We start from the raw sequence: 22930 nt of genomic DNA, 5'->3' as shown, positions 1-22930 counted from the left end.
TGCTGAAGCAAGGCGTACTACATTACGATACCCGAATTGGGAAAGGTGTAAAATTTATGATCTTTGCGAAGAGAGTCCTTCCTTGGAGATTGTGGAGTTCTTGTTTTGAGGAGTTTTAAGAAAATGTAACTTTAACACAAATAGTAACCATTTATCATCTTTCAGATAAATGGTTACTATTTACTTTATGATTTCAACATTTGTACCATCAATACCTATTATTATAAGTGATTGCTCTTTATATTTTTTATGAATCCATTTTAAAATTACGGTTAAATCCAAAATAATCCATCCTCTTATATCTCTCGCATCAATATTTTTATTATGTAGCAGGTGGAACGAAGTAAAATAGCATCGAAGTCATAAAAATAAATGCAAATAATCCAATTATCGAAAAAATATATTCTTTCGATTCTCTATCATACTTCCATTCCATCCATGTCCTTAGGATCCACGTAACCCCTAAATAAGTGAAAATGATAAACCAAATATTAGTGCTTTCGAATTTAAAGATGTAAATAAAACTAATTATTAAATATACAAAAAGCAGTCCTATTTCCAATTTTTTATGTAAGCTATTTACATATTTATTATATCCCCAAAACCCGCTCTTTGGCATATTCAATTTTTTTCTTAAAAATCGATCCAAAAAGTAGCCCGATATACAAAAAACAAAAATTATAATCCAAAATGTATAGGTTCTCAATATCATCCCTCCTATTACTTCATTGAATTGTTTAAAATAAAGTGGACTATATTAACGGTTATTGAACGAGTATTCTTGAATGATCTTCATTAAAAATGATCGCTTCTGCACGTAATAAAGGTCTTTTCACTTCTTCTCTCCTTCTTGCTTTAAATTCATAATATATTAAAGAAAGAAATATATTATGCACCCTGTTATTATTAATGCTGCAACTCCTAATAATGAAATCAAAAACTCACGCGATTCCTTATCATATTTCCACTCCACAAATGATTTAAATCCATATAACGTAATAAAAAACAAAAGAGGTACATAGCCCATAAATATATGAATGGGAAGAAAAGTGCTTATAGTAATAACAACTATATAAGAGAAAATGATAATTCTATTTCCCCACTTATGTGTATCATTCACATATTGGTTATTCCATCCTTTTTGTTTCGGTACATTTAACTGTCTTCTCGCTATTCTTTCAAAAAACAATAAAGATAGCACCCATAAAATTAATAAGGATATTTTCGTAATTGACAGATAACCCTCTCCTTTTTTATTTTTTCACTTTAATTTTCTCCGGCTGATCACTCGGATACGTAGCATTTCCTTTATTTTCGACGTCCCAACTAATAATTGTCGCACTATCTTGTCCCAACTGATGATGCACGTGTTCTAAAACATTGTGAATATTTTCTTTAAGTGTTTTATCATTTCTATTCATAGCATTATACAAATTTACAGGTGTTTCATATAGACGTTCTCCACATTCTAATACCCCATCTGTCACCATTACAATTCGATTCTTTCCAGTACGCAATTCACGAACTCCTGACGAATAGCACGGAACGGATAAATCAAATGTGTTAACATTACCAATCCACTCATAAAAATGGCGTTGATTCAAAGTATATTGTCCTAATTTATGTAATTCTTCATGAAATACATAAACTAAACAATCGCCAATAGATAGCCACCATATATAATTTTCTTTTCTTATACATATTAAGCAAGCTGTTTCACCTTTTACTCTTTTGCACTTTTCTTTAAATGATTGTGATTGAAAAATTGTAAGTATATGATTTTCAACAGATCGAAATACTGTTTTAATTGATTCTTTCATAATCGCTTTTATATTTTCATATTCTTTTTGGATTGTATTTACTACTAAATCAACACTTTCTGCACTATTATGTCCGTCTAATATAACGGCGAATTCCCAATCACCATTCGACCAAACTAATGCACCGTCTTCATTCTTTTTTGCTCTGGCACTTATATTTCCGCCGTATTTACCAAGTACGATATCACCATATTGCTTTACCGAAACTTCATCTAAACACATCTCTCTACTTCCAACCCATGAATATTGTGTATTATTTGTTATATGCATACTCATTTACCATATACTTTCGTATTCTTTCACATAATTTTTGTATTTGCTCTGAACCTCCATGCGGTGCACCTGTCCATCCCGCTACTTCAGTTGGTGACCAAAACTCTTTCGGTGTATTCGGATAACGCGGTATGATGTGCATATGCATATGGGGTACACCATTCCCTGAAACGAAAGTGTAAATATGTTCTGCACCTTCGCTTTCTTTTAACGCTTTACTTATTCTACTTGTTATAAGTCCGAATGCTTTTGCCTCATTTTCAGTTAATTCAGCGAGACCAGGTACATGTCTTTTTATATCAATCATTACGTAACCAAGATATGTTTCTTCTGTATCCCAATGAACATGTCCAACGTATATGAGATCGTCTTCATATATAGCACCACCTGGAACTGTAATGTTTCCTTTATGTTTTTCGCAAATAAAGCAGTTTTGTTCTGCTTGATTGTTTATTGACATATCCATCACCATCCTTTCCATTTATAATATCATATAAAAAGGAAAAACAGGGTTTATATTCCGAAAATTCAATCTCTTGAATCGTCATTTTTTCTATAAATTTACATTCTACGATTTAAACAAATTTCATATTAAAAGTTTGCAACACATTATTTCTTCAAAACCGTAATCCCAATTCCAACTGCAATCCCAATCGCTATTCCGGTTGCTATATGATCAGTAAATACACCAGGAATTACACCGATTACAACACCTATAGCGACACCAATTGTCATAGCATCATTTCTTTTTTATTTTTAGACAAAATTGCATCTCCTCCCATCATTTCTCCCTGTTTAATATCCATTTACACAAACGTAATGATATTCTAATATATTCACTGTTCACTTGAATATTCCATAAAAATATACTTTAAAATATATTACTTTTCCATTTTCTGTACATACTCCTCTTATTATGAAAAAATTTTCGAGTAACCATTAAATATACATAGGCATTTACTATAAGAAAGATTCGTAATTCATTGAAGGAGGAACGATTCAAATGCATCCTCATTGGAATCCAAACTTAAATCAACAATATGTTTACTCACCTCATACTGCAAGGAATACACTGCATTATGATTCGCAATACATGATGCAGCGCATCGCAAGCCTTGAAAGCCAATTAGCTAAATTAATCTCTTTAATCGAGGAAAATAATCATTTAATTAAATCAATGGAACAACAGCAAAACCAAGTTTGTGCACCAGCTGGAGGTTCTGTTATTGTTCGTATGTAATTCGAATGCAAAAAACACACTTTGTTGTATAAAGTGTGTTTTTTGCATTATTTTCTTTTTGTATGAAATCCTTGTGTAATGCGGTCTAATATAATCGCAATCACGACGATAGCTAGTCCAGCTTCAAATCCCATTCCGATATTTACTTGTGTAACAGAGCGATATACATCGACGCCAAGTCCTGGCGCTCCTACAAGTGAAGCTGTTACAACCATTGATAGCGAAAGCATAATACTTTGGTTCACTCCAGCCATAATCGTTCCAGTTGCGAGTGGTAATTGTACTTTAAATAATTTTTGTGATGCGGTAGAGCCAAATGCATTCGCAGCTTCAATTAAATCTTCTGGAACTTGTCTAATTCCTAAGTCTGTAAAACGAATTGTCGGTGGCATAGCGAAAATTACTGATGCGATAATACCAGGTACAACTCCTACACCAAAAAACGTAATGGCTGGTATCAAATAAACGAAGGCTGGCATTGTTTGCATGAAATCTAATGTGGGCTTTAAAAACTTTGAGAAGCGTTCATTTTGAGATGCTAAAATGCCAATTGGAATTCCGACAATAATTGAAATAATAACTGAAGTAAGAACGAGTGCTAATGTTTGCATCGTTTGTTCCCAATAATTAATATTTAATATAAACAATAAACCGATAAGGGTAAAAATGACTAAAGATACTTTTCGTGTCGTGTACCAAATGAGGAAACATAGGATAATAATCATCAATATGGCTGGTATTATTATTAAAAAATTAGTGAGTAAATCAACGAATCCGCCGATAATATATGAGAACCCTCGGAACAACCCTTCAAAGTGTTCATATAAACTCGCAACAAATGTATCAACCCATTCCCCTAACGGAATGCGCGGAATATTATTCATCGTCTTTCACCTCTTCCTCGATGTTTCCTGCAAGAGCTTGAATGACACTTTCACGTTTAATAATTCCTCTTAACCTTTTCTTTTCATCAATTACGGGTAACGGATATTTCATTTCCGCCATTTTTGCATACGTTTCCTCAAGTAAAGTATCTAAATACACATGTGGAATATCGTTAAGTAATAAATCAGCAATTGGCCACTGTTTTTTTACTGCTTTACTTGCATCATCCGCTGTTAAAATACCTAAAAACTCATACTTTTTGTTCACAACATATACCGTAGAGACACCTGCATTTCTCATAATTTGCAGAGCTACACGTGGTCCACGATCGATTAATAACGTTTCTGGTCTTTTTAAAATAGATTCTGCTGTAATTACTTTTCCTAAATTTACATCCGCGACGAATCTCTCTACAAATTCATTTGCAGGGCTCATCATAATTTCTTCTGGTGTTCCAATTTGTACAACTTCTCCATCTTTCATTAGTGCAATTCGATCACCAATTCGAAGGGCTTCATCTAGGTCATGAGTAATAAAAATGATTGTTTTCTCCATTTTATCTTGTAACTCTAATAACTCATCTTGCATTTCTTTGCGAATCAGTGGATCTAAAGCACTAAATGACTCATCCATTAACAATACATCTGGATTATTTGTTAATGCCCTTGCAATTCCAACACGCTGCTGCATACCACCACTAAGTTGACTTGGATAATTATCTTTATGATGATCAAGTCCTACTAACTGTAGCGATTCTAACGCTTTATTTTCTCGTTCCTCAACTGGAACTCCTTGAATTTCTAACCCGTACGCAACGTTTTGTATCACTGTACGGTGCGGAAATAAAGCGAACTTTTGAAACACCATGCTCATCTTCGTTCTTCTCACTCTTCGCAACTCTTCTTTTCCCATCGTAGCGATGTCTTCACCATCTATGTATATATGCCCTGCTGTCGGTTTAATTAATTGATTTAGCATTCGAACTAGCGTTGATTTTCCGCTACCGGATAACCCCATAATGACAAATATTTCACCTGTATACACATCGAATGTTGCCTTTTTAACACCCACATTCATTCCCGTTTCTTTTAAAATTTCAGATTTACTTTTTCCTTCCTTTAATAAAGCAACGGCTCTTTGAGGATTTTTCCCGAAAACTTTTGTTACGTTCTCGACACGAACTTTCGTATTTTTCATACAGCTACTCCTTTCCTACCCATCTATTTACATAGTGTTGCGATTTTACAAAGAAATATTACATAAAAATGACATTCATAAGCTTTCTTTAAAATTCTCATTTCCGTTCATAATAAGAATGCTTACTTATACATTTATTTAAAAAGGCAAACGTTACTTAGGAGGTTTTCGATGCGAAAGAAAATATGGCTTATATGCCTTTCATTATTTATTACTATAATTTTCACTTCATGTAATACAACAAATGCTAATTCGAAGGGGAAAATTAAACTTGGTGTAACAAGCTGGAAAGAAAATATCGCAACCGCAAATATGTGGAAAGTGTTATTAGAACAAAAAGGCTACAAAGTTGAACTCATGTATTTAGAAAAAGCGGCAATTTGGACTGGCGTCGCTCGTGGTGATGTTGATGCTAATTTAGAAGTATGGCTACCTGTTACGGATAAGCCTTTAAATAATCGATATAAAAATGACATTGTCTTAAAATCAAAATGGTATGAAGGTACCGGGCTTGGTTTAGTCGTCCCTTCTTATGTGAAAAACGTTAACAGCATTGAAGACTTAAATACACATAAAGATGAGCTAGAAAATAAAATTGTCGGGATTGAACCTGGCAGTAGTCTTATGAATTTAACGAATAAAGCAATGAAGGAATATGATATAAAACTAAAACTTGTCCAATCTTCAGAAGCTGCGATGATGAGCGAACTAAAGAAGGCATATACGAAAAAGAAACCAATCGCTGTCACACTCTGGAACCCTCATTGGGGCTTTTCAGAATTTGACTTAAAATATTTAAAAGACCCTAAGAAAGTATATGGTGAAAAAGATGACATTTATTACTCTGTTCGTAAAGGTTTCGAAAAAGATCATCCGGATATCGTGAAATACTTTGATAAATGGAAAATGAACGATGAACAGCTTGGTACATTAATGGTCATGTTAAATAAAACGAAAGATCCGGAAGAAGCTGCGCGAAAATGGATCGAAAAGAATCAAGCGTTAGTTGATGAATGGATAAAAGAATAAAGAATGACAAAAACAGGCTAGAGAATTTAGCATATTCTCTAGCCTGCTTCATGTTATTTTCTCTCAATAACTGCATCAACAATTCCATATTCCTTCGCTTCTTCTGCCGTCATAAAATAATCTCTTTCTGTGTCATGTGCTACTTTTTCAACTGGTTGCCCTGTTCGCTCTGCGATAATTTTATTTATATCGTGTTTTAATTTTAATATTCTTTTTGCTGTAATTTCAATTTCTGTTGCTTGCCCTTTTACACCGCCAAGTGGCTGATGAATCATGATTTCACTATTAGGGAGCGCAAATCTTTTTCCCTTTGCGCCAGCTAATAGTAAAAGCGCACCAAATGATGCCGCAAAACCCATGCAAAGTGTTTGCACATCTGGTTTAATAAGGTTCATCGTATCTAATATTGCAAATCCCGCTGTGGTTGAACCACCCGGACTATTGATATACAGGAATATATCTTTTTCTGCATCTTCCGCTTCTAAAAATAATAATTGTGCTACAACACTGCTTGCAACTTGATCGTTAATTTCTGAACCAATCATAATAATTCGGTCTTTTAATAATCTTGAATATATATCATAGGAGCGTTCTCCTAATTTCGTTTGTTCTACTACGTAAGGAATTGCATTCATATTAAATCCCTCCATCTATTTTATGCCGCACTAAGCATACAACTGTAAAAAGAAGGTTTTTTCATACTGAATAATAACACCGGTTGTATTGATGGTAACTTAGTGAAGTCTATTGTTGGGAGAAGTTTCGTCAACAATTCAGGTCTTTCTTCACGAATAGAAGTTACAACGATTTCAACATCATCCGTGTACTCCACTATTTCAATTCCTTCTTCACTTACAGTTTTCAGCCTATTTCTACTCCTAAATAACGATGCTTTTACTGCACCTTCTGATACCGAACATACTTTAGCAATATCCGCGATACTATATTGAAAAACATCCTTTAATAATAAAATTACAGACTGTTGCACATTTAACGAAGACAATAATTCCCCTACCATTTCATGCAAATCTGCAATTTTTTCATGTGGTTCTTCAAATGTAATTTGCTGTTCTAACTTTTCTTGAACGGATTTTGATTTCATTTGATCTAACCATTGATTTCGAGCAATTTTATACAGAAGCGTTATACAAATTTTCTTCTCACTATACTTTTGAAGAACTTTGCAAATTGCTTCTTGGGCAAGGTCTTCCCCATCCCATTTATTCTTCGTCAAAAACGTACAGTATCTTTTTACCTCTGCATAATGTTCAATTAATAAATTTATATTTGAATGATTCATATCGATATGATTCTTTAAAACCTGAGTTACTTTTGTGCACAAAATAACCACTCCTTTTCAGCGCTTACTTATTAAACGATTGAACAAATAAAAAGTTACGGTGCTTTTAATAAATTTTATGTTTATGTTCATGGATACGGGTCATAAATATGTTATATAGAATTTTACATGAGGAGGAATCAATTTGCCAAAATTAACAGTGGAAGGTACCGGAACTTTTGATATTAAAGAAGGAACGAAATTAGTATTAGCACTTGAAGATAACGGTGTACACATTCTTCATCGTTGCGGTGGCAAAGCCAGATGTACAACTTGCCGAGTTGAAGTCATTGCAGGTGATTTTTGTGAGGCGACAAATGATGAAAAACAAGCTATTACGGAAAAAGGAATTGAAGACCACTTACGATTATCGTGCCAAATGCGTGTACATAAAGATATTACTGTTCGCCCTATACTTACAGTTGAAAATTCCGGTTTAGATGCTGGACCACGCCCAGCGGAGTAAAATGATGAATTTAAAACAGCTTGCAGGCGAATATGCTGCTGGCTTTGTAAGAGATGGTATGACGATTGGACTTGGTACGGGTTCAACCGTATATTGGACGATACAAAAGTTAGGTCACCGTGTACAAGAAGGGTTATCTATTCAAGCTGTACCGACATCAAAAGAAACTGAAGTATTAGCAAAACAATTATCTATTCCGCTAATCTCTTTAAATGAAATTGATATACTTGATCTCACAATTGATGGAGCAGATGAAATTAATTCAAATTTACAGTTAATAAAAGGCGGCGGTGGTGCATTACTTCGTGAAAAAATTGTTGCCTCTTCCTCTAAAAAACTTATTATTATTGCAGATGAATCCAAACTCGTTTCACACTTAGGTGTCTTTCCACTTCCTATTGAAATCATCCCCTTCTCTTGGAAGAAAACTGAAAAGCGAATGCAAGATTTAGGATGCGAAACACGTTTACGTATGAAAGATGGCAGACCATTTATAACTGATAACGGCAATTTAATTATTGATAGTATTTTTCCAAACAAAATACTGAATCCAAATGAAACACATACAAAGTTAAAAATGATTACCGGTGTAGTTGAAACAGGATTATTTATCAATATGACGAGCAAAGCGATCATCGGAACAGAAAACGGTATAAAAGAATATTAACAATTTTAAAAACTGACTTTCGCAAGTCAGTTTTTTCTTTTTGCTTTTATAGCATTACAGTATGATATACTATGAAAACACATTCATATCACACTAGAAAGGGCTGAACAATTTGCAATCCAAACTCATAACAGAACTTACAGATTTAGAAACTGCCTTTCACATTCGAAAAGAAGTCTTTGTAAAAGAACAAGGTGTCCCACTTGAAGATGAATTCGATAAATTTGATGAAATCGGTGAGAAATGTAAACATATTTTAGTTTATTATAATGAGCTTCCTGTAGGAACTGGTCGTATACGATTCGTTGACGGAATGGGTAAACTAGAACGAATTTGTATTTTAAAAGACTATCGCAAATACGGATTAGGCAAAGTAATAATCAAAGCACTAGAAGAGATTGCTCGTAACAAAGAAGCAAACAAAGTTAAACTACATGGTCAAACACAAGCTGAAGGGTTTTATGAAAAATTAGGCTATCAAACTTCTTCTGATGTATTTATGGAAGATGGAATTGCGCATATTCTTATGACGAAAGTATTGGCGTAATAAAATGAAACTTTAATCAATGGAGGTTTTGTTCATCCACACTGATTATTAGCCACACCTATCGGGCTTTTACGGGCAGTTAATATCCCTCCTAACTCCTTCGATTTAACAGCCGATCGTTGAAGTTGGAGTTAGGAGGGATAAAAAGGGTATTATATGAATCTGTATTATGGATTCATATAATACCCTTTCTGCACCCTATTCTTCACTGTAATGGATTTTTAATTTCCCTATTAAATCCGCATAAATTTGTAAATTATTGTCTTTCGAATTGTTGTTTAATAGCTCTTTGATAATACTCATGATTACTTAATAACTCATCATGAGTTCCAAAACCTGTAATTCTACCATCCTCTAATACAATAATTTGATCAGCATTTATAATGGTAGACAACCTATGTGCTATTACAAAAGTTGTTTGTTTATGAATTAATGTATTTATAGCTTTTTGTACTTGTTTTTCTGAATCAGAATCGAGATTTGCTGTAGCCTCATCTAATAATAGAAAATCTGTACCACGCATTAAGGCTCTAGCTATTGCAATACGTTGTTTTTGTCCACCTGAAAGTTGATTACCTCTTTCTCCTACCTGCGTATTATAACCATCCGATAAACTGCCAATAAATTCATGTGCATTTGCAAATGTTGCAATTTCTACCAATATATCATCTGTAACCTTTTCATTTTGTCCATATAAAATGTTATCTCTAATTGTACCTGAAAAAATTGGAGTATCTTGCGAAACATAACTAAATTTCTGTCTCCATTCTTCTACATGTATATTTTTATAAGATACATCATCTAATAAAATATCTCCATTAGTTGGATCATAAAATCTTTCTATTAACGAAAATACCGTACTTTTTCCAGAACCACTTGGTCCAACTAGTGCTGTTAAAGTTCCTTTTTTAATTTTAAAAGAAATATCTTCAATAACATTCTCTTTTTCATCATATTTAAAAGAAACATTTTTAAACTCTAATTGTGTTGGAGATCCAATACATGTTTTAGTAACAACTTGAACTTCCTCTTCTTCTTCTAAAATTTCAAATAATCTTTTCATAGATCCTTTTGCTTCTTGAAAACTCGTTAAAAAATGATTCATTTGTATAAAAGGAGACATAATTTGAAACAAATACAATAAAAACGCCACTAACTCACCAGAACTAATTAGCCCCTGATCTACCCTCCAGGCGCCAAAACCTATTACACCAATTAAAACAATAGTAGTAAATGTCCCTAAAACTGGAGTTAATATAGAATTAATTTTAGCCCTCTTTATTCCATTCTTATAAAGAAACTCAAAATGTTTTTTGCCATTTTCCGCTTCTTTCAATTCAGTATTATAAGATTTCACAAGCTTAATTTCAGAAAGAGTTTGTGATAAATAAGCCGTCAACTGAGACATTTTATTTTGTTCTTGAAAAGAAAGGTCATATACCTTCTCTCCCAAAGGAATTACAATAAAAAGGGTTATCGGTACTACTAAAATCAAAACCAATGTCATTGGAACATCTAACGTAAACAAAATAATTAAAGAAAGTATTAATGTTATACAACTCGTGATTAAATCAACAATTTCAGATGAGATAATATTCACTATTGCTGTAGTATCACTAGTTATTCTACTTACCATCTCACCAGATTTGTTATCATTGTAATATTTTACAGGTAATTTTAATAACTTATCCCAGAGTCTATCACGCAAGTTTTTCACTATTTCTTCCCCTACTTTAGATAGTAGATAAAGAGAAAAAGCCGAAAAAATTATTTCCAAAATTAATAAAATAGAAATTTGAATTATTAAACCAAAAGATATCCCTTTCGAAAGTTCATCCATTATATCTTTTATTAATAAAGGTATGATCAATGAAATTACACTTGAAACAATAGATAATACTAATCCTGAGATAAAATGAATTTTAGAAGGATTAGTTATCTTCCACATTTTCTTAATTGAAACATTATTTTCTTCTTCCATATTCTAATTACCCCTTTATATCTATTTATTTAAATAGCATTTTAATAGGATGATACAATTTTAATAACCACAAAATACCATTTTATCATTATAAAGCGTAATATGGAACAAACATAGAAATTTAAGTTTATATCTTAATATTAAGAAATTTCTTCTTTTTATTCGAAAAAGTGGTGCTACCCATCAACTTAAGGATGAATGGGTAGCACCACTTTATATAACACGAAACTGTTAATATATATTAGCAAAAAATGCCTACACCATGTAATATAGACACTTGTTTTTATATGAATTTAATTTTTGAATTAAATATCGTATTTACTTTTAAACTTTAAAATCTCATCAACAGCTTGCTCATACCCACCTGACTTCCGGAAGGAATCCTTCACATTCGCAACAGCTTTATGAAAAGATGAATCTCCTAACACATAATCTACTGTTTCACGTAATTGACTTACAGTTAATTCCTCCATTCGCAATTTAACTCCCGCTCCGAGATTCTCAACTTGCTTTGCGATTACTGGCTGATCCGCACTTTGCGGAATTACAATTAGTGGCACCCCATTATAAAGTCCTTCATGTGTACTGTTCATCCCGCCGTGTGTAATAAATAATTTTGTATATGTAAGAAGTTCAATTTGTGGTACATAATTTTTCACAATAAAGTTTTTCGGAATATCACCTAAATCACTTATTTTCGTTTTACCCCCAATAGACATTACAATTGTATGCTCACTATTTTTAAATGCCTTAAAACAAAGTTTATAAAAATCAATCACTTCATTAAAAACAGTACCTAGTGAAATATAAATCGGGCTCTTCTCTTTAATTAAATTAAAATCTAAACTATTTTTTACTATTGGTGTAGAAATAGATGGTCCAATAAATTTAAATGTCTCATCAAACGTATCTCCAAAAGGTTGGAACTCCTTAATTGTATACACAATAGTAAGTGGCGCTGGATTACAGAATACTTCATACGGTGATTTTATTTCAACACCATATTTTTCTACAATTCCTTTTGTTAAGTATTGAAAATCATCATTTATTTTATCATGAACTTCCGCTGGGATATTTTTCGAAAGATGGTCTAACATTTGTTTAAATGATTTTTCATCCTGCGCAAAAGATGTACATGAATTAATTGCTGGTAGCTTAAGAATTTGAGAAATTAGATGTCCACAGCCAAACATAGAATCGTGAATGATGTAATCAAAATGTTCTCCTTCAATTTGTTCAAGAACACTTGGTATGATAACATCTGCTGTATGTAAAAGACCATTTATTCTCTCTGGTAAATAATTTCGACCACCGGAAAGAAAAGCTTTTATAAACTTTTGGTCGTCAATTGTTCGTACAGTAGCACCTGTTTTTTCAATACGCTCCTTGAAAGCTTCTATTGAAAAATAAACGACCTCTTCCCCGCGTGAAATAAGTTCTTCTACAACTTTAATTGTTGGATTAATATGACCTTCTGATCCAGCATTAATAAATAATACACGTGACATTTTAAACACTCCTTAAGTTAAATGATTTGTATGATGTCATTAGGAGTACAGGACTTCCTATACTCCTATCTTTTATTCTCCTTCTAAATGGACCTAGCGAGCCTAAATCCAAGATCATCTATATGAAATGTAGGATGGCTACGGCGGCGACAAGTAGCACCGCACCCTCTCGCTTCTTCAGCCCAGCTACCGCCCCGGAAAATCCGGTACGATCCATACACCTTTTCATCATACAAATCATAACACCATTCCCAAACGTTCCCTAACATATCATATAATCCCCATGCATTCGGTTCTTTTCTCCCGACCTCATGAATATGTCCATCTGAGTTTTCATTATACCAAGCAATCTCTTTAAGCTCTCCATATATGTATCCAGTAGTTCCTGCCTTACACGCATATTGCCACTCTGCTTCAGAAGGTAATCGGTAGCCGTTTGAATCTAAGTTACAACTAACCTTTTGACCGTTATCACTAATAGAATAATACTCTTTTAATCCCGCTTTTTTTGAAAGTAAATTACAGAACGTAATGGCATCATTCCATGAGATATTTACAACTGGTTTATTATTATCTTTGAATATACTTGGTGTATGATTCATAATAGCATCATATACTTCCATCGTTACAGCATATTTTGCAAGAAGAAATGGTTTAACTTGAACTTTCCATTCTTTTTTATTCGATCATCTCTTAATACTACCTCTCCTGTTGGAACTTTTACCATAAAAGAATCAGTCGAGCGAATGATTTCATTCAATATTATCCCTCCAATTCAAAATGGAACATAATTTAATTCTTTTAATGCACTAATTTATACTTACCGTACTTCCTTTAAGAATCGTTGAACCTCACTTGGTGTTTTTAAAATAATAACTCTTTTATGCTTTTTTAATTGATCCAGTCTTGTTATAATTACAGGTCTTTTCGACTTAGGATATTTCCATATCCATTTAAAAAATTGCAAGTCAAATCTTTCTTCACATCCAGTCTTGTTTTATTCCTATAGTGCACAATTCTTTTAAAAGCACGATAAACACATATTGTTCTATGAATATCAAGAAAGATAATTGTATCAGCTGCGTTAATTCTTATATCCATTGTCCCGCCATAATTCCCATCAATAATCCACTTTTCTTCTTTAATTAAGTCATTTTGAACTGTTCTTTGTTCCTCCCTCGGAACACCTTCCCAATTCGGTTTCCAAAATAAAGCATCAAGATGATGCACCTTAATATTTAGTTTATTACCTAACTGCCTTGCTAATGTAGATTTTCCTGAACCACCAGAACCAATTAATATAATTTTTTTCATATGAGTACGATTCTTTCTATAGATTCTTCAATATCATCCTTATTAGCAAAAATCCATAAAAACATCTCTTCATTTAACTTTAGTAAATCTTTTAACTGAAAAAAATAAGTAATAAATATAACTTGAATTGAAAGCATTACATACCAAATTGATTGTAATTCTTCTCTCGTTAAAATGTTTTGCTTATAATATCCTTTAAAAATTCCACTTACAATTTGTAACCATTTCCCTCTTAATGTTTCATCACTAAATATCTCACTTAAAATACTTGTACAGCAATAGCATAAATCGAATACTCTAACGTTTTCTTCTAGAAGCTCAAAGTCGATAAACCCTTGAAAATCACTTTCTTTAAAGATTACATTTGATAAGTGCATATCGCGATGAATAATTTGTTTCGGTAATGAGTGAACCGTTTCCTTGAAAGCTGTATGTATTTGACCCATTTTTCGAATTACATTCCGATGAACATGCTCATTCTTTACTAAATTCGGTAAAGCCCATTCGTATACCACTTTATATAACTCTCTTTTTATTAACTCGTTAGCACTATTCACTGAATTTAGTTCGTGATGTAAATTAGCTATTTCCTCTCCAATTTTGCTTCCTAGCACTTTTAGCTTTTCTGTATCTTTTATTTCTAGTACACTTCCGGCAACATATTCGTACAAACAATAATTCTTCTCTTTATAAAATACGTACCTTTCATCATTTCTCGTTTTTACTAATTTTTGTACTTTAACTCCTTTTTCATGAAGCTGTTCTAATACATTTAGTTCAACTAAAAACTGTTTTATCGATCCCTTTTTCTTTAAAATATACGCTTTTTTATTACAATGAATCTTCGTTACGTTTGGTTGAATTTCAGTAGCTGTGACATCTTTATCTTGAAACCAAAACTTTGCAATTTCCAGTGCATGCTCCATATACAAATCCCCCTTTTTTAAATCTCTTATTTTTTCCGTAACATAGACTCGCAAAGCATTCCTACTCCAACACCAATTGTGTAAGCCACTAAATCACTCCATAAAAATCCGTAACCTAATACGAGTCCACCTAAAGTCGTTGCGCGAATGCTATCAATCCATTCCGCATGGTACAATTGGCTAATTTCAATCCCGTAGCAAAATATCAAACTAATAAAAGCTAATTTCTTCATTTCTATTTTAGGAAATAAGAAACCAAATCCCGTAAAAATCATTAGTGCCCATAAAGCATCACCTAAGTAATCATTTAATAAATCAGGTAACGCAAAAGCAAACTTTCTTGAACTAAGACCTAAAATAATAACAACTATAGTAAACATTGCATATAGTAATCTATTTCGTTTCGTATTCATTTCAAAATCTCCTAATATATAATGTAAAACTGCAAATAGCTAGTAAAATATAATCATTTTACTAGCTATTTATAGTCAACTTTACTTTGTATTTAATCCAATAACTCTTGTTGCTTTTTCTTTGAAAACGATTGTAATACTAAATCATACGACCAATCTATCATCTTATTAATTTGTTCTTGTCCTACATCTTTATGTATATACACTGTATTCCAATGCTTTTTGTTCATATGATATCCAGGAATTATTGTTTCTGGGTAATCTTCTCTTATTCTTAATGCGAGTTCTGGATCACATTTTAATGTAATCGCAGCTTTTTCCCCTTCTTCATGGTTTACTATCGCAAATATTTTATTATTGAGCCTCATACATGTTGCACTCCAGCCATCTGGAGAATCCTCTGTCGCTTTTCTTTTCGATAAACAATACGCTCTTGTTGCATTCATTCTAATTGGCACCTCTTATTCTTTCACTGTTTGATTACGATGCATCACAATCTGCTTCGTCGCTTGAAATTGCTGTTCACCATAAAACTTTATTAGTTTCTCTCCGCAAAATAGACTAACAATATCAATATGAGATATCTCTTTCAGTAACATTGTAAGCATATTCTCTCCAATACCTTTATTTCTTACACTCTCATGTACGACAACATCTTCTATGTACGCTCGAAAAACACCATCTGAAACGACTCTAGCAAATCCAATTAATTCGTTTTCTTCCCATACTCCAATTGCTATGCAATTCTTTAACATCTTTTCAATATCGACTTCTTTTCTTTCTGGCCACCAGCCTACAGAATCGTAAAGTTTCTTTATTTTTTCTACACAGATTGGTTGTTCATGTTGTAATTTATACGTGTACATTTTTTCTCCCCTCAATTAGTATACATAATATTATTATAATCTCTTTTCTAAAAAAGTGTTGACTATGCCCTTTAGGATGATCTTCAACAACACCATATTCTCGGTATCCGTGCTTTTTATAAAAATCTGGTGCTTGGAAACTAAATGAATCTAGTAAAATGAGTCTACATCCTTTTTCCATCGCAATTTCTTCTATTTTATGTAACAATTGACTACCATAACCATCATGACGAACAGATTCATCAACCCATAAAAAATCGATATGAAGATGATAAAAATACATCGTTCCTGTTACCCCGCCAAAGATTTTTCCATCTTCATCTTTCACTACGAAGCTTACTTGTTCCATCGGTTGCTTTACTTCATCCGTTAAAATAGACATGTTATATTGAATTACTTTATTTTTTATGTATTCTCCTTCAGTGCGAGTACCATTCTCTATGCGTTTCATATATTTCTTCCTTTCAACTTAGTAAACTATAATTAATTTCTATTTCTTCTCTTTAATATACTAATGAATACAAATCCACCATATATAATAAAGCAAGAAAACCCAATTATCCCTGGTACAGAGACATAACCAGTTCTCACATAACTTATAACGGCAAAACTAGCGATTAATAATAAAATAGATGGCCAAAATATAAGAGCTGTTTTTCTTCGTCTCTGTTTCGATGTACTTTCTTTCACTTCAGAAACACGTGTACCAAAAAGCAATACAATACAAATGAGAATCGCTGCAAAGTAAATAGTATCTAATGACAATGTACGATCATATAACGCGATGCCAACTTCCAAAGCAATAATTGTTACAATTAAAATGATAATCGTTGAAGTTTTTAAGTTTCTTTTCAATCATTCACCCCGCGATACTTTTTTATATTCTTTGTACAAACACTTCAAAGCTTCTGTAATTGTTTCATCTACCATTTTATTATTAAATCGATTAGGTAAATCTTTACCTCCAATTACATAAAGAAACGGAAATTCATGAAACATTCCTATTATACCAATATTTATTGTAGCCGTGGATAATCCACCTGTCATATGTGCTAGATGATAATACGGTATACCTTCATACTTTCCTTGTTGTCTTACCATTCCACTTATAATTGGTTCCCATAATTCTGGTGCGGATTTATATCCTTGGAAAATATGTAATAAAAGCGAAAGAACTTGTTTTAATTCCCCAATATTTTTCTCATCTTTAGGGTTTTCCTGTATATGAATCTTGGAAAAGTTCGTTGAAACATATTCTCTGATAGTATCCCATCCTCCGCAGTGCATAACAATTGACTGAGCGATATAGCTGTCGTGACATGCTATCATTACTTCAACAGCTTTACTAAGTGTTAATGTAGCTCTGTCTTGTAAGTGAGGATATAACTGCGCACTATCTTCATTTGGATTATACTTAATGTGATGAAGTTTATCACTCCAGCTAATTAGTTTATCCTTTACCATCTTTGCTACTGCAAATCCAATTGCAACTTTTGCTGCTGATGCTAACGGAACGTATAGCTCATCGTTATGGGTAGCAACTATATTTCCATTCTTTGTTGAATAAACAAGTATTCCAACTTGACCAATTTGTATTTCTTTTATTTTTCCAATGACAGCCTGCATATTAATCCCTCTTTTTATATCGTTTTATCATCTTCTCAAAATTCGATATAGAATATAAGAATCCTTTTTTGTTAAATGATATTCACGAATACAATAAGAAAAAGATAGTATGAAATTTCTTCACACTACCTTTTTAAATTAATTATTACGCATAACGAATACATCTATTCTTCGATAGGATTTCCAGGCCCGTTAAGCTCCAATTGATAAAAAGCTAAATCTAGCCATCCATTGAACTTATAACCAGCCTTTTTTATTGTTCCCGAATAAACAAATCCGAAGTTTTTATGCATTGCAATGCTTTTTTCATTTTCCGCATCAATTCCAGCAATTAAGGTCATATACTCTCTTTCTTTTGCAATTGTGATTAATTCTTCCATTAAACAGGACCCAATACCATTTTTTCTATATTCCTTATCAACATACACAGAATGTTCAACTGAATATTTATAGGCAGGCCATGCCCTAAAGGGGCCAAATGTCGCAAATCCTACTACTTTATTATCTAGCTCGTAGACTAAAATTGGATAGCCATCGGCCTTTTTTTGTTCATACCAATCTATTCTATTTTCAAGGTTTACAGGTTTGTACGCATATACAGCTGTTGAATTAAGGATTGCATCATTATAAATATCTAAAATATATGCTAAATCTCTTTTAGTTGCTTCCCTTATCATTGTTTTCTTCCTTTCATAGTGATTATCTTCTTTCACTATCTTTTTATTATTTTTATCTTACAGAAATTTCAGACTCATTTCCATATGCGAATCCTAGCTTTTCGGAAACCATCAAATATATTTATCACAGCGGACAACGTGTAAAAGAAAATTCCACCGCCGATTAACCACGTTTTAAATTCCTCTGGGGAAATAGTAAACACATTTGCCACATACGTAATAAACCCTTCGTTAAATAAATGCGGATTTACTACAATTACAATGAATACTATTGTTCCAGCTACTTGAAGAATAGCATTCCCTATTGCCACTCTTTGCGTCCATTGTCCTTGCACTAACTTATACAGAGATATACCGATTTCGAAAACGATTATTATCACAACGATCGGCCAGTACTGAAGTAAAACATCTTGATTAAAAGTTGGCGCGACAAACTTCAGTCCGTTTTCCGTACCATTATATACGCCTACAAGATGATTCGCATAAAAGTAAAGTGTAGCCCATATTGCCGTCCACATTAAACCTCCAAAAACTTCAAACTTTGAGATCGCCTTTTTCTTCGGGATATACGAAATATTTTTCAAATCATCTGGCGTCCATTTTTTTAAACTTGTTGTTAATGGGTGTGGATCCTTTTCTTTATCAGTTCTTTCTATAACAGCAAATACAAGTGTCAACCAGAAAAATACATGGAGGCCTACTTCGACAATTTCCCCAATGCCTTTACCTATCAATTTTAAAATAACATCTAATACTGCTTGATCACCACTATAGCCTATAAAATTTTCTGCAACCATTGAAATGAGCGCAATAACAGCTGCAATTGGTATAATCATTTTTAATAACGTCGTATATACATCAAAATAACGTGGTCCAATTAAATGCATCGGTCTATCCAAATACCCATTAGCCAATGAAACCGGACTCCCCAATTTTTCGAGAACGCTCTTTACATCTTCCTCATTATAATCATCAGGTAACATATCCTCTATTGTCGACCGTAGCTCAAGCGTAATATCTTCACGATTTTTTTCAGGTAATCTCTTCGCAACTTCATGGACGTAAATATCAATTAAATTCATTTTCGTCCTCCTCCTTTAATAGGTTATAAAGTTCTTTCGAATCCTTTATCCATTCCTTTTTCAACTGCAAGAATATCTCTAATCCATATTCACTTAAAACATAATATTTACGAGGTCTACTCTCTGTTTTATCCCAGCTACTCGTCACCAGCTCTTGCTTTTCTAACCGGCGAAGTAGTGGATATAAAGTACTTTGATCTATTATAACGCCTGATTTTTCTAACAATTGAACAAGTGAATATCCATACTGCGGCGTTCTTAGTTGACTTAAAACCGCTAATGTCAATGTCCCTCTTCTTAGCTCAGTAATTAACGAATTTAATAAAGCATCCATGTATTCACCTCATTTCCATTACTATATGTTATACAGTATATGTTTTATACTATGTATCGTACAGTATTAGTGTGACAAAAACAATGATTATTTACCAAAAAATACATAATTAAAAGCACAAACTATATGATTTGTGCTTTTCTAGCCAACTTAAATATCTATAACACGCTTAACTTTGTATCTCTGGTAATATAAACTCTCCTTTTTCTTTAGAAAATGGGACAACCTCTACAATCGCCTCAACATTGATTACTCCATATACATGTGGGTATTCTTGACCATTTGAAGCAAGTTCATATTTTATTTCTGCTCTTACAAGAGAGGGATCTATTATAAGTAATAAAACATCTTCTTCATGATTAAAATGTTTTTGAGCAACTTTTAAGGCTTGGTCTAATAATGAACAATGAATAAATCCCTCATCCTTAAGAGAGGCTTCATTAATTTCTCCAGTTGTTTTTGCGATTTCCCAATTTCTTTTTGTTATTACTTTTGTTATCATAGTTATTTTCTCCCCCGTATTATTATATAGAAAAACAAGAGGTCTTCTGTACATTACTAGAAAAGCCTCTTGAATTTATTATATATTTTTATCTCTTAATTAAAGGTGATACTTCCCCACTATAGAAAATCCATAAATCATGAAGCGATCTTGTACATCCGACATACAATAACTTCGCATCGTGTTTTGTATTTTTGTAATGTTCTTCATCAACATCTATTAGAAGTACTGCATCAAATTCTAATCCTTTCGCCAAGTATACAGGTACTACCGAAATACCACCTTCATATTTACTTTGATCTGCTTCAATAACGTTGACTGTCAACCCTGCATTTGTTAATTTTTCATATATATCACGGCATTCATCATCTGTTCTTCCAATTACCGCAATTGTTTTCACATCTTCATTTTGTAGATGCTTTAACGTCTTCATAATTTCAGTGAATTGATCTTCTGCATGGATCACCTTCACATCTTCACCGCTACGGAAAACTGGTGTTGCGAGTCCTACTGGAATCTCTGCATTTTTAATTATTTCATTCGCGAATTCAATAATTTCTTTTGTAGAACGATAACTTCTCGTCAGTTCATAATAACCTGTTTCTTGGAATACTTCCTTAAAAGCACCCCAGTCTTCAATTCCTTGATAATCATAAATCGCTTGAGATAAATCACCTAATATAGTGAAAGAATTACCTAGTGTAATTTCTTTTAATACATATACTTGGAATGGCGAGAAATCTTGCGCTTCATCAATAACGACGTGATGGAACTTTTGTCCAATTTCAATTCCTGTTATGCGATGATGTATGTAAATTAAAGCTGGTAAGTCTTCTACATACACTTCTTTTTTACGACAATTCTTTTCTGTTTCTTGAACAAGTTCTTCAGGTAATACTTCGAGTATTTCTTTACTCTTTATTATTGAATTATATAGTGAAAGCGGGCTCATTTTCGGCCAAAAATTCATATATGTGTTCAATCTCTTTGTCGCTTCTTTTTTTAGTAATTTTTTCTCGTTTGTTTCTCCAAACTTTTTAAGCTCAATTTCAATCCAGCGCTTCATACGGCCGACTAAACGTTCTCTTCTTTTCTTTAATGGATAGTGTTTATATTCAACCTGCATCCATTTTTTAACGTCTTCCACTGGAATAACAGCTTTATCCCATGCCTCAAAATCTTTTGTTGGCACTAAATCTTTTTCAAATTGAATCATTCTTTCTTCAATAAACGACTTAAATTCCAACGTGCCTTTCAATTTACCTAGCATAACCTTTTTTTCATCGCGATTAATTGAAAAAGCTTCTTTCAATTTTTCTTCTGTCTTCTTCAGTTTCACCGAACCCTCTAACAGACGCAATGCCCAATCTGGAAACGTTGTTTGACTAATATTTCCTACACCTAATTCCGGAAGTACACTCGAAATATAGTCTAAGAACAAACTGTTTGGAGCGAATACGATCATTCTCTCCGCTTCTAGTTGTTCACGGTATTCATAAATTAAAAAAGCAAGGCGATGTAAAGCGATCGTTGTCTTTCCGCTCCCTGCAACCCCTTGAATTAATAATGGTAAGTTTCTTTCCGCACGAATAATATCATTTTGCTCCGATTGTATAGTCGAAACGATATCTTTTAATTTATTATCTTTATTCTCACCTAATCGATATAGAAGAAAATCATCAGCATGCGAGACATCTTCATTTCCTTTTACATATGTATCAACAACACGTTCTAATTCTCTCTTTCGAATGGAAATGTTTCGTTTTAAATAAACATCGCCTTCTACTAATCCGTCTGGTGAATGATAAAATGCTAATTCTTCACCACCGGTAAATGAATAAAACATACTTGCGACAGGTGCTCGCCAATCAATTACAATTGGTTTCATCGTATCTTTATCTGAAACACCTACTTTACCGATATAAATCGGCATAACTTCTTCCTTGCCATCCTCCTGAAAGTCTAATCTTCCAAAATACGGCTCTTGTACACCAATCCGTAAACTTTGTCTATTAGACTCCCTCATACTTTCAAAAATTTGCTCTTTAAAATCTTCTCCATAATAAACCGGAATTTTTTCAAGCTGTTCTAATTGATCATCCATAGTACATAAAGTATCTTTCATTTGTTGTAACTCTTCTTCAAAAATGTTATTCATTTGATGATTCCCTCCTGTCCGTTCCAATTTTTTCAGTCGAGATATAATTGTATTAAAAATCCATTCATAAAGTCAATAGT

27 protein-coding genes and 4 pseudogenes are annotated in these 22930 nt (G+C 32.9%); 6 read left to right on the top strand and 25 right to left on the bottom strand.

Translation table 11 applies throughout. The features are described 5' to 3' along the window. Nucleotides 1-129, top strand: a pseudogene (locus CDB3_RS10560) (short-chain dehydrogenase); the annotation flags it as partial. A 193-nt stretch (nt 130-322) separates the two neighbouring features. Here the strand turns inward: CDB3_RS10560 and CDB3_RS10555 are convergent. From CDB3_RS10555 to CDB3_RS32045, 5 genes and pseudogenes are all read right to left on the bottom strand, one after another. Then, nucleotides 323-706 carry a DUF4181 domain-containing protein gene (locus CDB3_RS10555; protein WP_128854433.1) on the bottom strand — a complete coding sequence of 128 codons (384 nt, stop codon included), beginning with the start codon at nt 704-706 and terminating at the stop codon, nt 323-325. Between the two features lie 165 nt (nt 707-871). Beyond that, nucleotides 872-1189 (bottom strand): DUF4181 domain-containing protein, encoded by a 318-nt coding sequence (locus CDB3_RS10550; protein WP_128854432.1) that lies wholly within the window; start codon nt 1187-1189, stop codon nt 872-874. 64 nt (nt 1190-1253) lie between these two features. Continuing rightward, nucleotides 1254-2090 (bottom strand): PP2C family serine/threonine-protein phosphatase, encoded by an 837-nt coding sequence (locus CDB3_RS10545; RefSeq protein ID WP_128854431.1) that lies wholly within the window; start codon nt 2088-2090, stop codon nt 1254-1256. Beyond that, nucleotides 2074-2565, bottom strand: a complete 492-nt coding sequence (locus tag CDB3_RS10540) for an HIT family protein (protein WP_128854441.1) — start codon at nt 2563-2565, stop codon at nt 2074-2076. The genes CDB3_RS10545 and CDB3_RS10540 overlap by 17 nt, the downstream gene beginning before the upstream one ends. A 137-nt stretch (nt 2566-2702) precedes the next feature. After that, a pseudogene (locus CDB3_RS32045) lies at nt 2703-2875 on the bottom strand (glycine zipper domain-containing protein). A gap of 221 nt (nt 2876-3096) precedes the next feature. On the opposite strand from CDB3_RS32045, the gene CDB3_RS10535 reads away from it, so the two are divergent. After that, entirely contained in the window at nt 3097-3333 is a 237-nt protein-coding gene (locus tag CDB3_RS10535; protein WP_128280232.1) for a hypothetical protein, read from the top strand. A gap of 47 nt (nt 3334-3380) precedes the next feature. On the opposite strand, the gene CDB3_RS10530 is transcribed toward CDB3_RS10535, so the two are convergent. Both CDB3_RS10530 and CDB3_RS10525 read right to left on the bottom strand, forming a co-directional pair. Continuing rightward, on the bottom strand, nt 3381-4217 hold the full coding sequence (locus tag CDB3_RS10530) for an ABC transporter permease (protein ID WP_128854430.1): 837 nt from the start codon (nt 4215-4217) through the stop codon (nt 3381-3383). Beyond that, nucleotides 4210-5415, bottom strand: a complete 1206-nt coding sequence (locus CDB3_RS10525; RefSeq protein WP_128854429.1) for a quaternary amine ABC transporter ATP-binding protein — start codon at nt 5413-5415, stop codon at nt 4210-4212. The genes CDB3_RS10530 and CDB3_RS10525 overlap by 8 nt, the downstream gene beginning before the upstream one ends. Before the next feature lie 171 nt (nt 5416-5586). Here CDB3_RS10525 and CDB3_RS10520 point away from each other — a divergent pair, with 171 nt between their 5' ends. Continuing rightward, nucleotides 5587-6444 (top strand): glycine betaine ABC transporter substrate-binding protein, encoded by an 858-nt coding sequence (locus CDB3_RS10520; protein ID WP_128854428.1) that lies wholly within the window; start codon nt 5587-5589, stop codon nt 6442-6444. 53 nt (nt 6445-6497) lie between these two features. Here CDB3_RS10520 and clpP read toward each other — a convergent pair whose 3' ends face one another. Then, nucleotides 6498-7079 (bottom strand): ATP-dependent Clp endopeptidase proteolytic subunit ClpP, encoded by a 582-nt coding sequence (clpP, locus tag CDB3_RS10515; RefSeq protein WP_128854427.1) that lies wholly within the window; start codon nt 7077-7079, stop codon nt 6498-6500. Nucleotides 7080-7099: 20 nt separating this feature from the next. Continuing rightward, nucleotides 7100-7786: an RNA polymerase subunit sigma-70 gene (locus tag CDB3_RS10510; RefSeq protein ID WP_128854426.1), complete on the bottom strand. Its 687-nt coding sequence runs from the start codon at nt 7784-7786 to the stop codon at nt 7100-7102. A gap of 142 nt (nt 7787-7928) precedes the next feature. On the opposite strand from CDB3_RS10510, the gene CDB3_RS10505 reads away from it, so the two are divergent. The 3 genes from CDB3_RS10505 to CDB3_RS10495 all read left to right on the top strand — a co-directional run bounded on the left by CDB3_RS10505 (nt 7929) and on the right by CDB3_RS10495 (nt 9463). Continuing rightward, entirely contained in the window at nt 7929-8249 is a 321-nt protein-coding gene (locus CDB3_RS10505; RefSeq protein ID WP_001125405.1) for a 2Fe-2S iron-sulfur cluster-binding protein, read from the top strand. Nucleotides 8250-8253: 4 nt separating this feature from the next. Then, on the top strand, nt 8254-8916 hold the full coding sequence (gene rpiA, locus CDB3_RS10500; protein ID WP_128854440.1) for a ribose 5-phosphate isomerase A: 663 nt from the start codon (nt 8254-8256) through the stop codon (nt 8914-8916). 112 nt (nt 8917-9028) lie between these two features. Beyond that, nucleotides 9029-9463 (top strand): GNAT family N-acetyltransferase, encoded by a 435-nt coding sequence (locus tag CDB3_RS10495; protein ID WP_128854425.1) that lies wholly within the window; start codon nt 9029-9031, stop codon nt 9461-9463. A 256-nt stretch (nt 9464-9719) separates the two neighbouring features. Here CDB3_RS10495 and CDB3_RS10490 read toward each other — a convergent pair whose 3' ends face one another. The 16 genes and pseudogenes from CDB3_RS10490 to CDB3_RS10415 form a co-directional block, all read right to left on the bottom strand. Continuing rightward, the gene (locus CDB3_RS10490) at nt 9720-11444 is read right to left on the bottom strand and encodes an ABC transporter ATP-binding protein (protein WP_128854424.1); all 1725 of its coding nucleotides are present in this window, start codon (nt 11442-11444) and stop codon (nt 9720-9722) included. Between the two features lie 305 nt (nt 11445-11749). Further along, a complete protein-coding gene (locus tag CDB3_RS10485) occupies nt 11750-12952 on the bottom strand; it encodes a macrolide family glycosyltransferase (RefSeq protein ID WP_128854423.1) in 1203 nt (400 codons plus the stop codon). An 83-nt stretch (nt 12953-13035) separates the two neighbouring features. Next, nucleotides 13036-13712, bottom strand: a pseudogene (locus CDB3_RS10480) (formylglycine-generating enzyme family protein). Between the two features lie 60 nt (nt 13713-13772). Next, nucleotides 13773-14266: pseudogene (locus tag CDB3_RS10475) on the bottom strand (DNA topology modulation protein). Continuing rightward, nucleotides 14263-15192, bottom strand: a complete 930-nt coding sequence (locus CDB3_RS10470; RefSeq protein WP_128854422.1) for a phosphotransferase enzyme family protein — start codon at nt 15190-15192, stop codon at nt 14263-14265. Before CDB3_RS10470 ends, CDB3_RS10475 begins: the two are co-directional and overlap by 4 nt. A 26-nt stretch (nt 15193-15218) precedes the next feature. Next, a complete protein-coding gene (locus CDB3_RS10465) occupies nt 15219-15605 on the bottom strand; it encodes a ribosomal maturation YjgA family protein (RefSeq protein ID WP_128854421.1) in 387 nt (128 codons plus the stop codon). Between the two features lie 92 nt (nt 15606-15697). Next, a complete protein-coding gene (locus CDB3_RS10460) occupies nt 15698-16051 on the bottom strand; it encodes an MmcQ/YjbR family DNA-binding protein (protein WP_016091529.1) in 354 nt (117 codons plus the stop codon). Nucleotides 16052-16066: 15 nt separating this feature from the next. Then, nucleotides 16067-16471, bottom strand: coding sequence for a GNAT family N-acetyltransferase (locus CDB3_RS10455; protein WP_128854420.1), 405 nt, complete (start codon nt 16469-16471; stop codon nt 16067-16069). Continuing rightward, the gene (locus tag CDB3_RS10450) at nt 16458-16922 is read right to left on the bottom strand and encodes a GNAT family N-acetyltransferase (protein ID WP_128854419.1); all 465 of its coding nucleotides are present in this window, start codon (nt 16920-16922) and stop codon (nt 16458-16460) included. The genes CDB3_RS10455 and CDB3_RS10450 overlap by 14 nt, the downstream gene beginning before the upstream one ends. 32 nt (nt 16923-16954) lie before the next feature. Beyond that, nucleotides 16955-17326, bottom strand: a complete 372-nt coding sequence (locus tag CDB3_RS10445) for a hypothetical protein (RefSeq protein ID WP_128854418.1) — start codon at nt 17324-17326, stop codon at nt 16955-16957. Continuing rightward, nucleotides 17327-18097 carry a serine hydrolase gene (locus CDB3_RS10440; RefSeq protein WP_128854417.1) on the bottom strand — a complete coding sequence of 257 codons (771 nt, stop codon included), beginning with the start codon at nt 18095-18097 and terminating at the stop codon, nt 17327-17329. It abuts the gene before it with no gap. 164 nt (nt 18098-18261) lie between these two features. Further along, nucleotides 18262-18774: a GNAT family N-acetyltransferase gene (locus CDB3_RS10435; RefSeq protein ID WP_128854439.1), complete on the bottom strand. Its 513-nt coding sequence runs from the start codon at nt 18772-18774 to the stop codon at nt 18262-18264. A 74-nt stretch (nt 18775-18848) separates the two neighbouring features. Beyond that, complete coding sequence (locus CDB3_RS10430; RefSeq protein ID WP_128854416.1) at nt 18849-19856, bottom strand: HAAS signaling domain-containing protein; 1008 nt, start codon at nt 19854-19856, stop codon at nt 18849-18851. Further along, nucleotides 19843-20190, bottom strand: a complete 348-nt coding sequence (locus tag CDB3_RS10425) for a PadR family transcriptional regulator (RefSeq protein WP_128854415.1) — start codon at nt 20188-20190, stop codon at nt 19843-19845. The genes CDB3_RS10430 and CDB3_RS10425 overlap by 14 nt, the downstream gene beginning before the upstream one ends. A gap of 169 nt (nt 20191-20359) precedes the next feature. Beyond that, nucleotides 20360-20692, bottom strand: coding sequence for a DUF952 domain-containing protein (locus CDB3_RS10420; protein WP_128854414.1), 333 nt, complete (start codon nt 20690-20692; stop codon nt 20360-20362). An 88-nt stretch (nt 20693-20780) separates the two neighbouring features. Then, nucleotides 20781-22850, bottom strand: coding sequence for a HelD family protein (locus CDB3_RS10415; RefSeq protein ID WP_128854413.1), 2070 nt, complete (start codon nt 22848-22850; stop codon nt 20781-20783). Between the last annotated feature and the right edge of the window lie 80 nt (nt 22851-22930).

It is taken from the genome of Bacillus sp. CDB3 (assembly GCF_002081505.1).
GTDB classification, from domain to species: Bacteria; Bacillota; Bacilli; order Bacillales; family Bacillaceae_G; genus Bacillus_A; species Bacillus_A cereus_AT.
Note: the sequence above shows the minus strand (reverse complement) of the source record. Positions and strands in the feature narration are given on the sequence as shown.

Coding starts and splice junctions, on each gene's coding strand:
- CDB3_RS10545 (WP_128854431.1), bottom strand. CDS start 2,090: ATGCATATAACAAATAATACACAATATTCATGGGTTGGAAGTAGAGAG.
- CDB3_RS10540 (WP_128854441.1), bottom strand. CDS start 2,565: ATGGTGATGGATATGTCAATAAACAATCAAGCAGAACAAAACTGCTTT.
- CDB3_RS10535 (WP_128280232.1), top strand. CDS start 3,097: ATGCATCCTCATTGGAATCCAAACTTAAATCAACAATATGTTTACTCA.
- CDB3_RS10530 (WP_128854430.1), bottom strand. CDS start 4,217: ATGAATAATATTCCGCGCATTCCGTTAGGGGAATGGGTTGATACATTT.
- CDB3_RS10525 (WP_128854429.1), bottom strand. CDS start 5,415: ATGAAAAATACGAAAGTTCGTGTCGAGAACGTAACAAAAGTTTTCGGG.
- CDB3_RS10520 (WP_128854428.1), top strand. CDS start 5,587: ATGCGAAAGAAAATATGGCTTATATGCCTTTCATTATTTATTACTATA.
- clpP (WP_128854427.1), bottom strand. CDS start 7,079: ATGAATGCAATTCCTTACGTAGTAGAACAAACGAAATTAGGAGAACGC.
- rpiA (WP_128854440.1), top strand. CDS start 8,254: ATGAATTTAAAACAGCTTGCAGGCGAATATGCTGCTGGCTTTGTAAGA.
- CDB3_RS10490 (WP_128854424.1), bottom strand. CDS start 11,444: ATGGAAGAAGAAAATAATGTTTCAATTAAGAAAATGTGGAAGATAACT.
- CDB3_RS10485 (WP_128854423.1), bottom strand. CDS start 12,952: ATGTCACGTGTATTATTTATTAATGCTGGATCAGAAGGTCATATTAAT.
- CDB3_RS10470 (WP_128854422.1), bottom strand. CDS start 15,192: ATGGAGCATGCACTGGAAATTGCAAAGTTTTGGTTTCAAGATAAAGAT.
- CDB3_RS10465 (WP_128854421.1), bottom strand. CDS start 15,605: ATGAATACGAAACGAAATAGATTACTATATGCAATGTTTACTATAGTT.
- CDB3_RS10460 (WP_016091529.1), bottom strand. CDS start 16,051: ATGAATGCAACAAGAGCGTATTGTTTATCGAAAAGAAAAGCGACAGAG.
- CDB3_RS10455 (WP_128854420.1), bottom strand. CDS start 16,471: ATGTACACGTATAAATTACAACATGAACAACCAATCTGTGTAGAAAAA.
- CDB3_RS10450 (WP_128854419.1), bottom strand. CDS start 16,922: ATGAAACGCATAGAGAATGGTACTCGCACTGAAGGAGAATACATAAAA.
- CDB3_RS10440 (WP_128854417.1), bottom strand. CDS start 18,097: ATGCAGGCTGTCATTGGAAAAATAAAAGAAATACAAATTGGTCAAGTT.
- CDB3_RS10435 (WP_128854439.1), bottom strand. CDS start 18,774: ATGATAAGGGAAGCAACTAAAAGAGATTTAGCATATATTTTAGATATT.
- CDB3_RS10430 (WP_128854416.1), bottom strand. CDS start 19,856: ATGAATTTAATTGATATTTACGTCCATGAAGTTGCGAAGAGATTACCT.
- CDB3_RS10425 (WP_128854415.1), bottom strand. CDS start 20,190: ATGGATGCTTTATTAAATTCGTTAATTACTGAGCTAAGAAGAGGGACA.
- CDB3_RS10420 (WP_128854414.1), bottom strand. CDS start 20,692: ATGATAACAAAAGTAATAACAAAAAGAAATTGGGAAATCGCAAAAACA.
- CDB3_RS10415 (WP_128854413.1), bottom strand. CDS start 22,850: ATGAATAACATTTTTGAAGAAGAGTTACAACAAATGAAAGATACTTTA.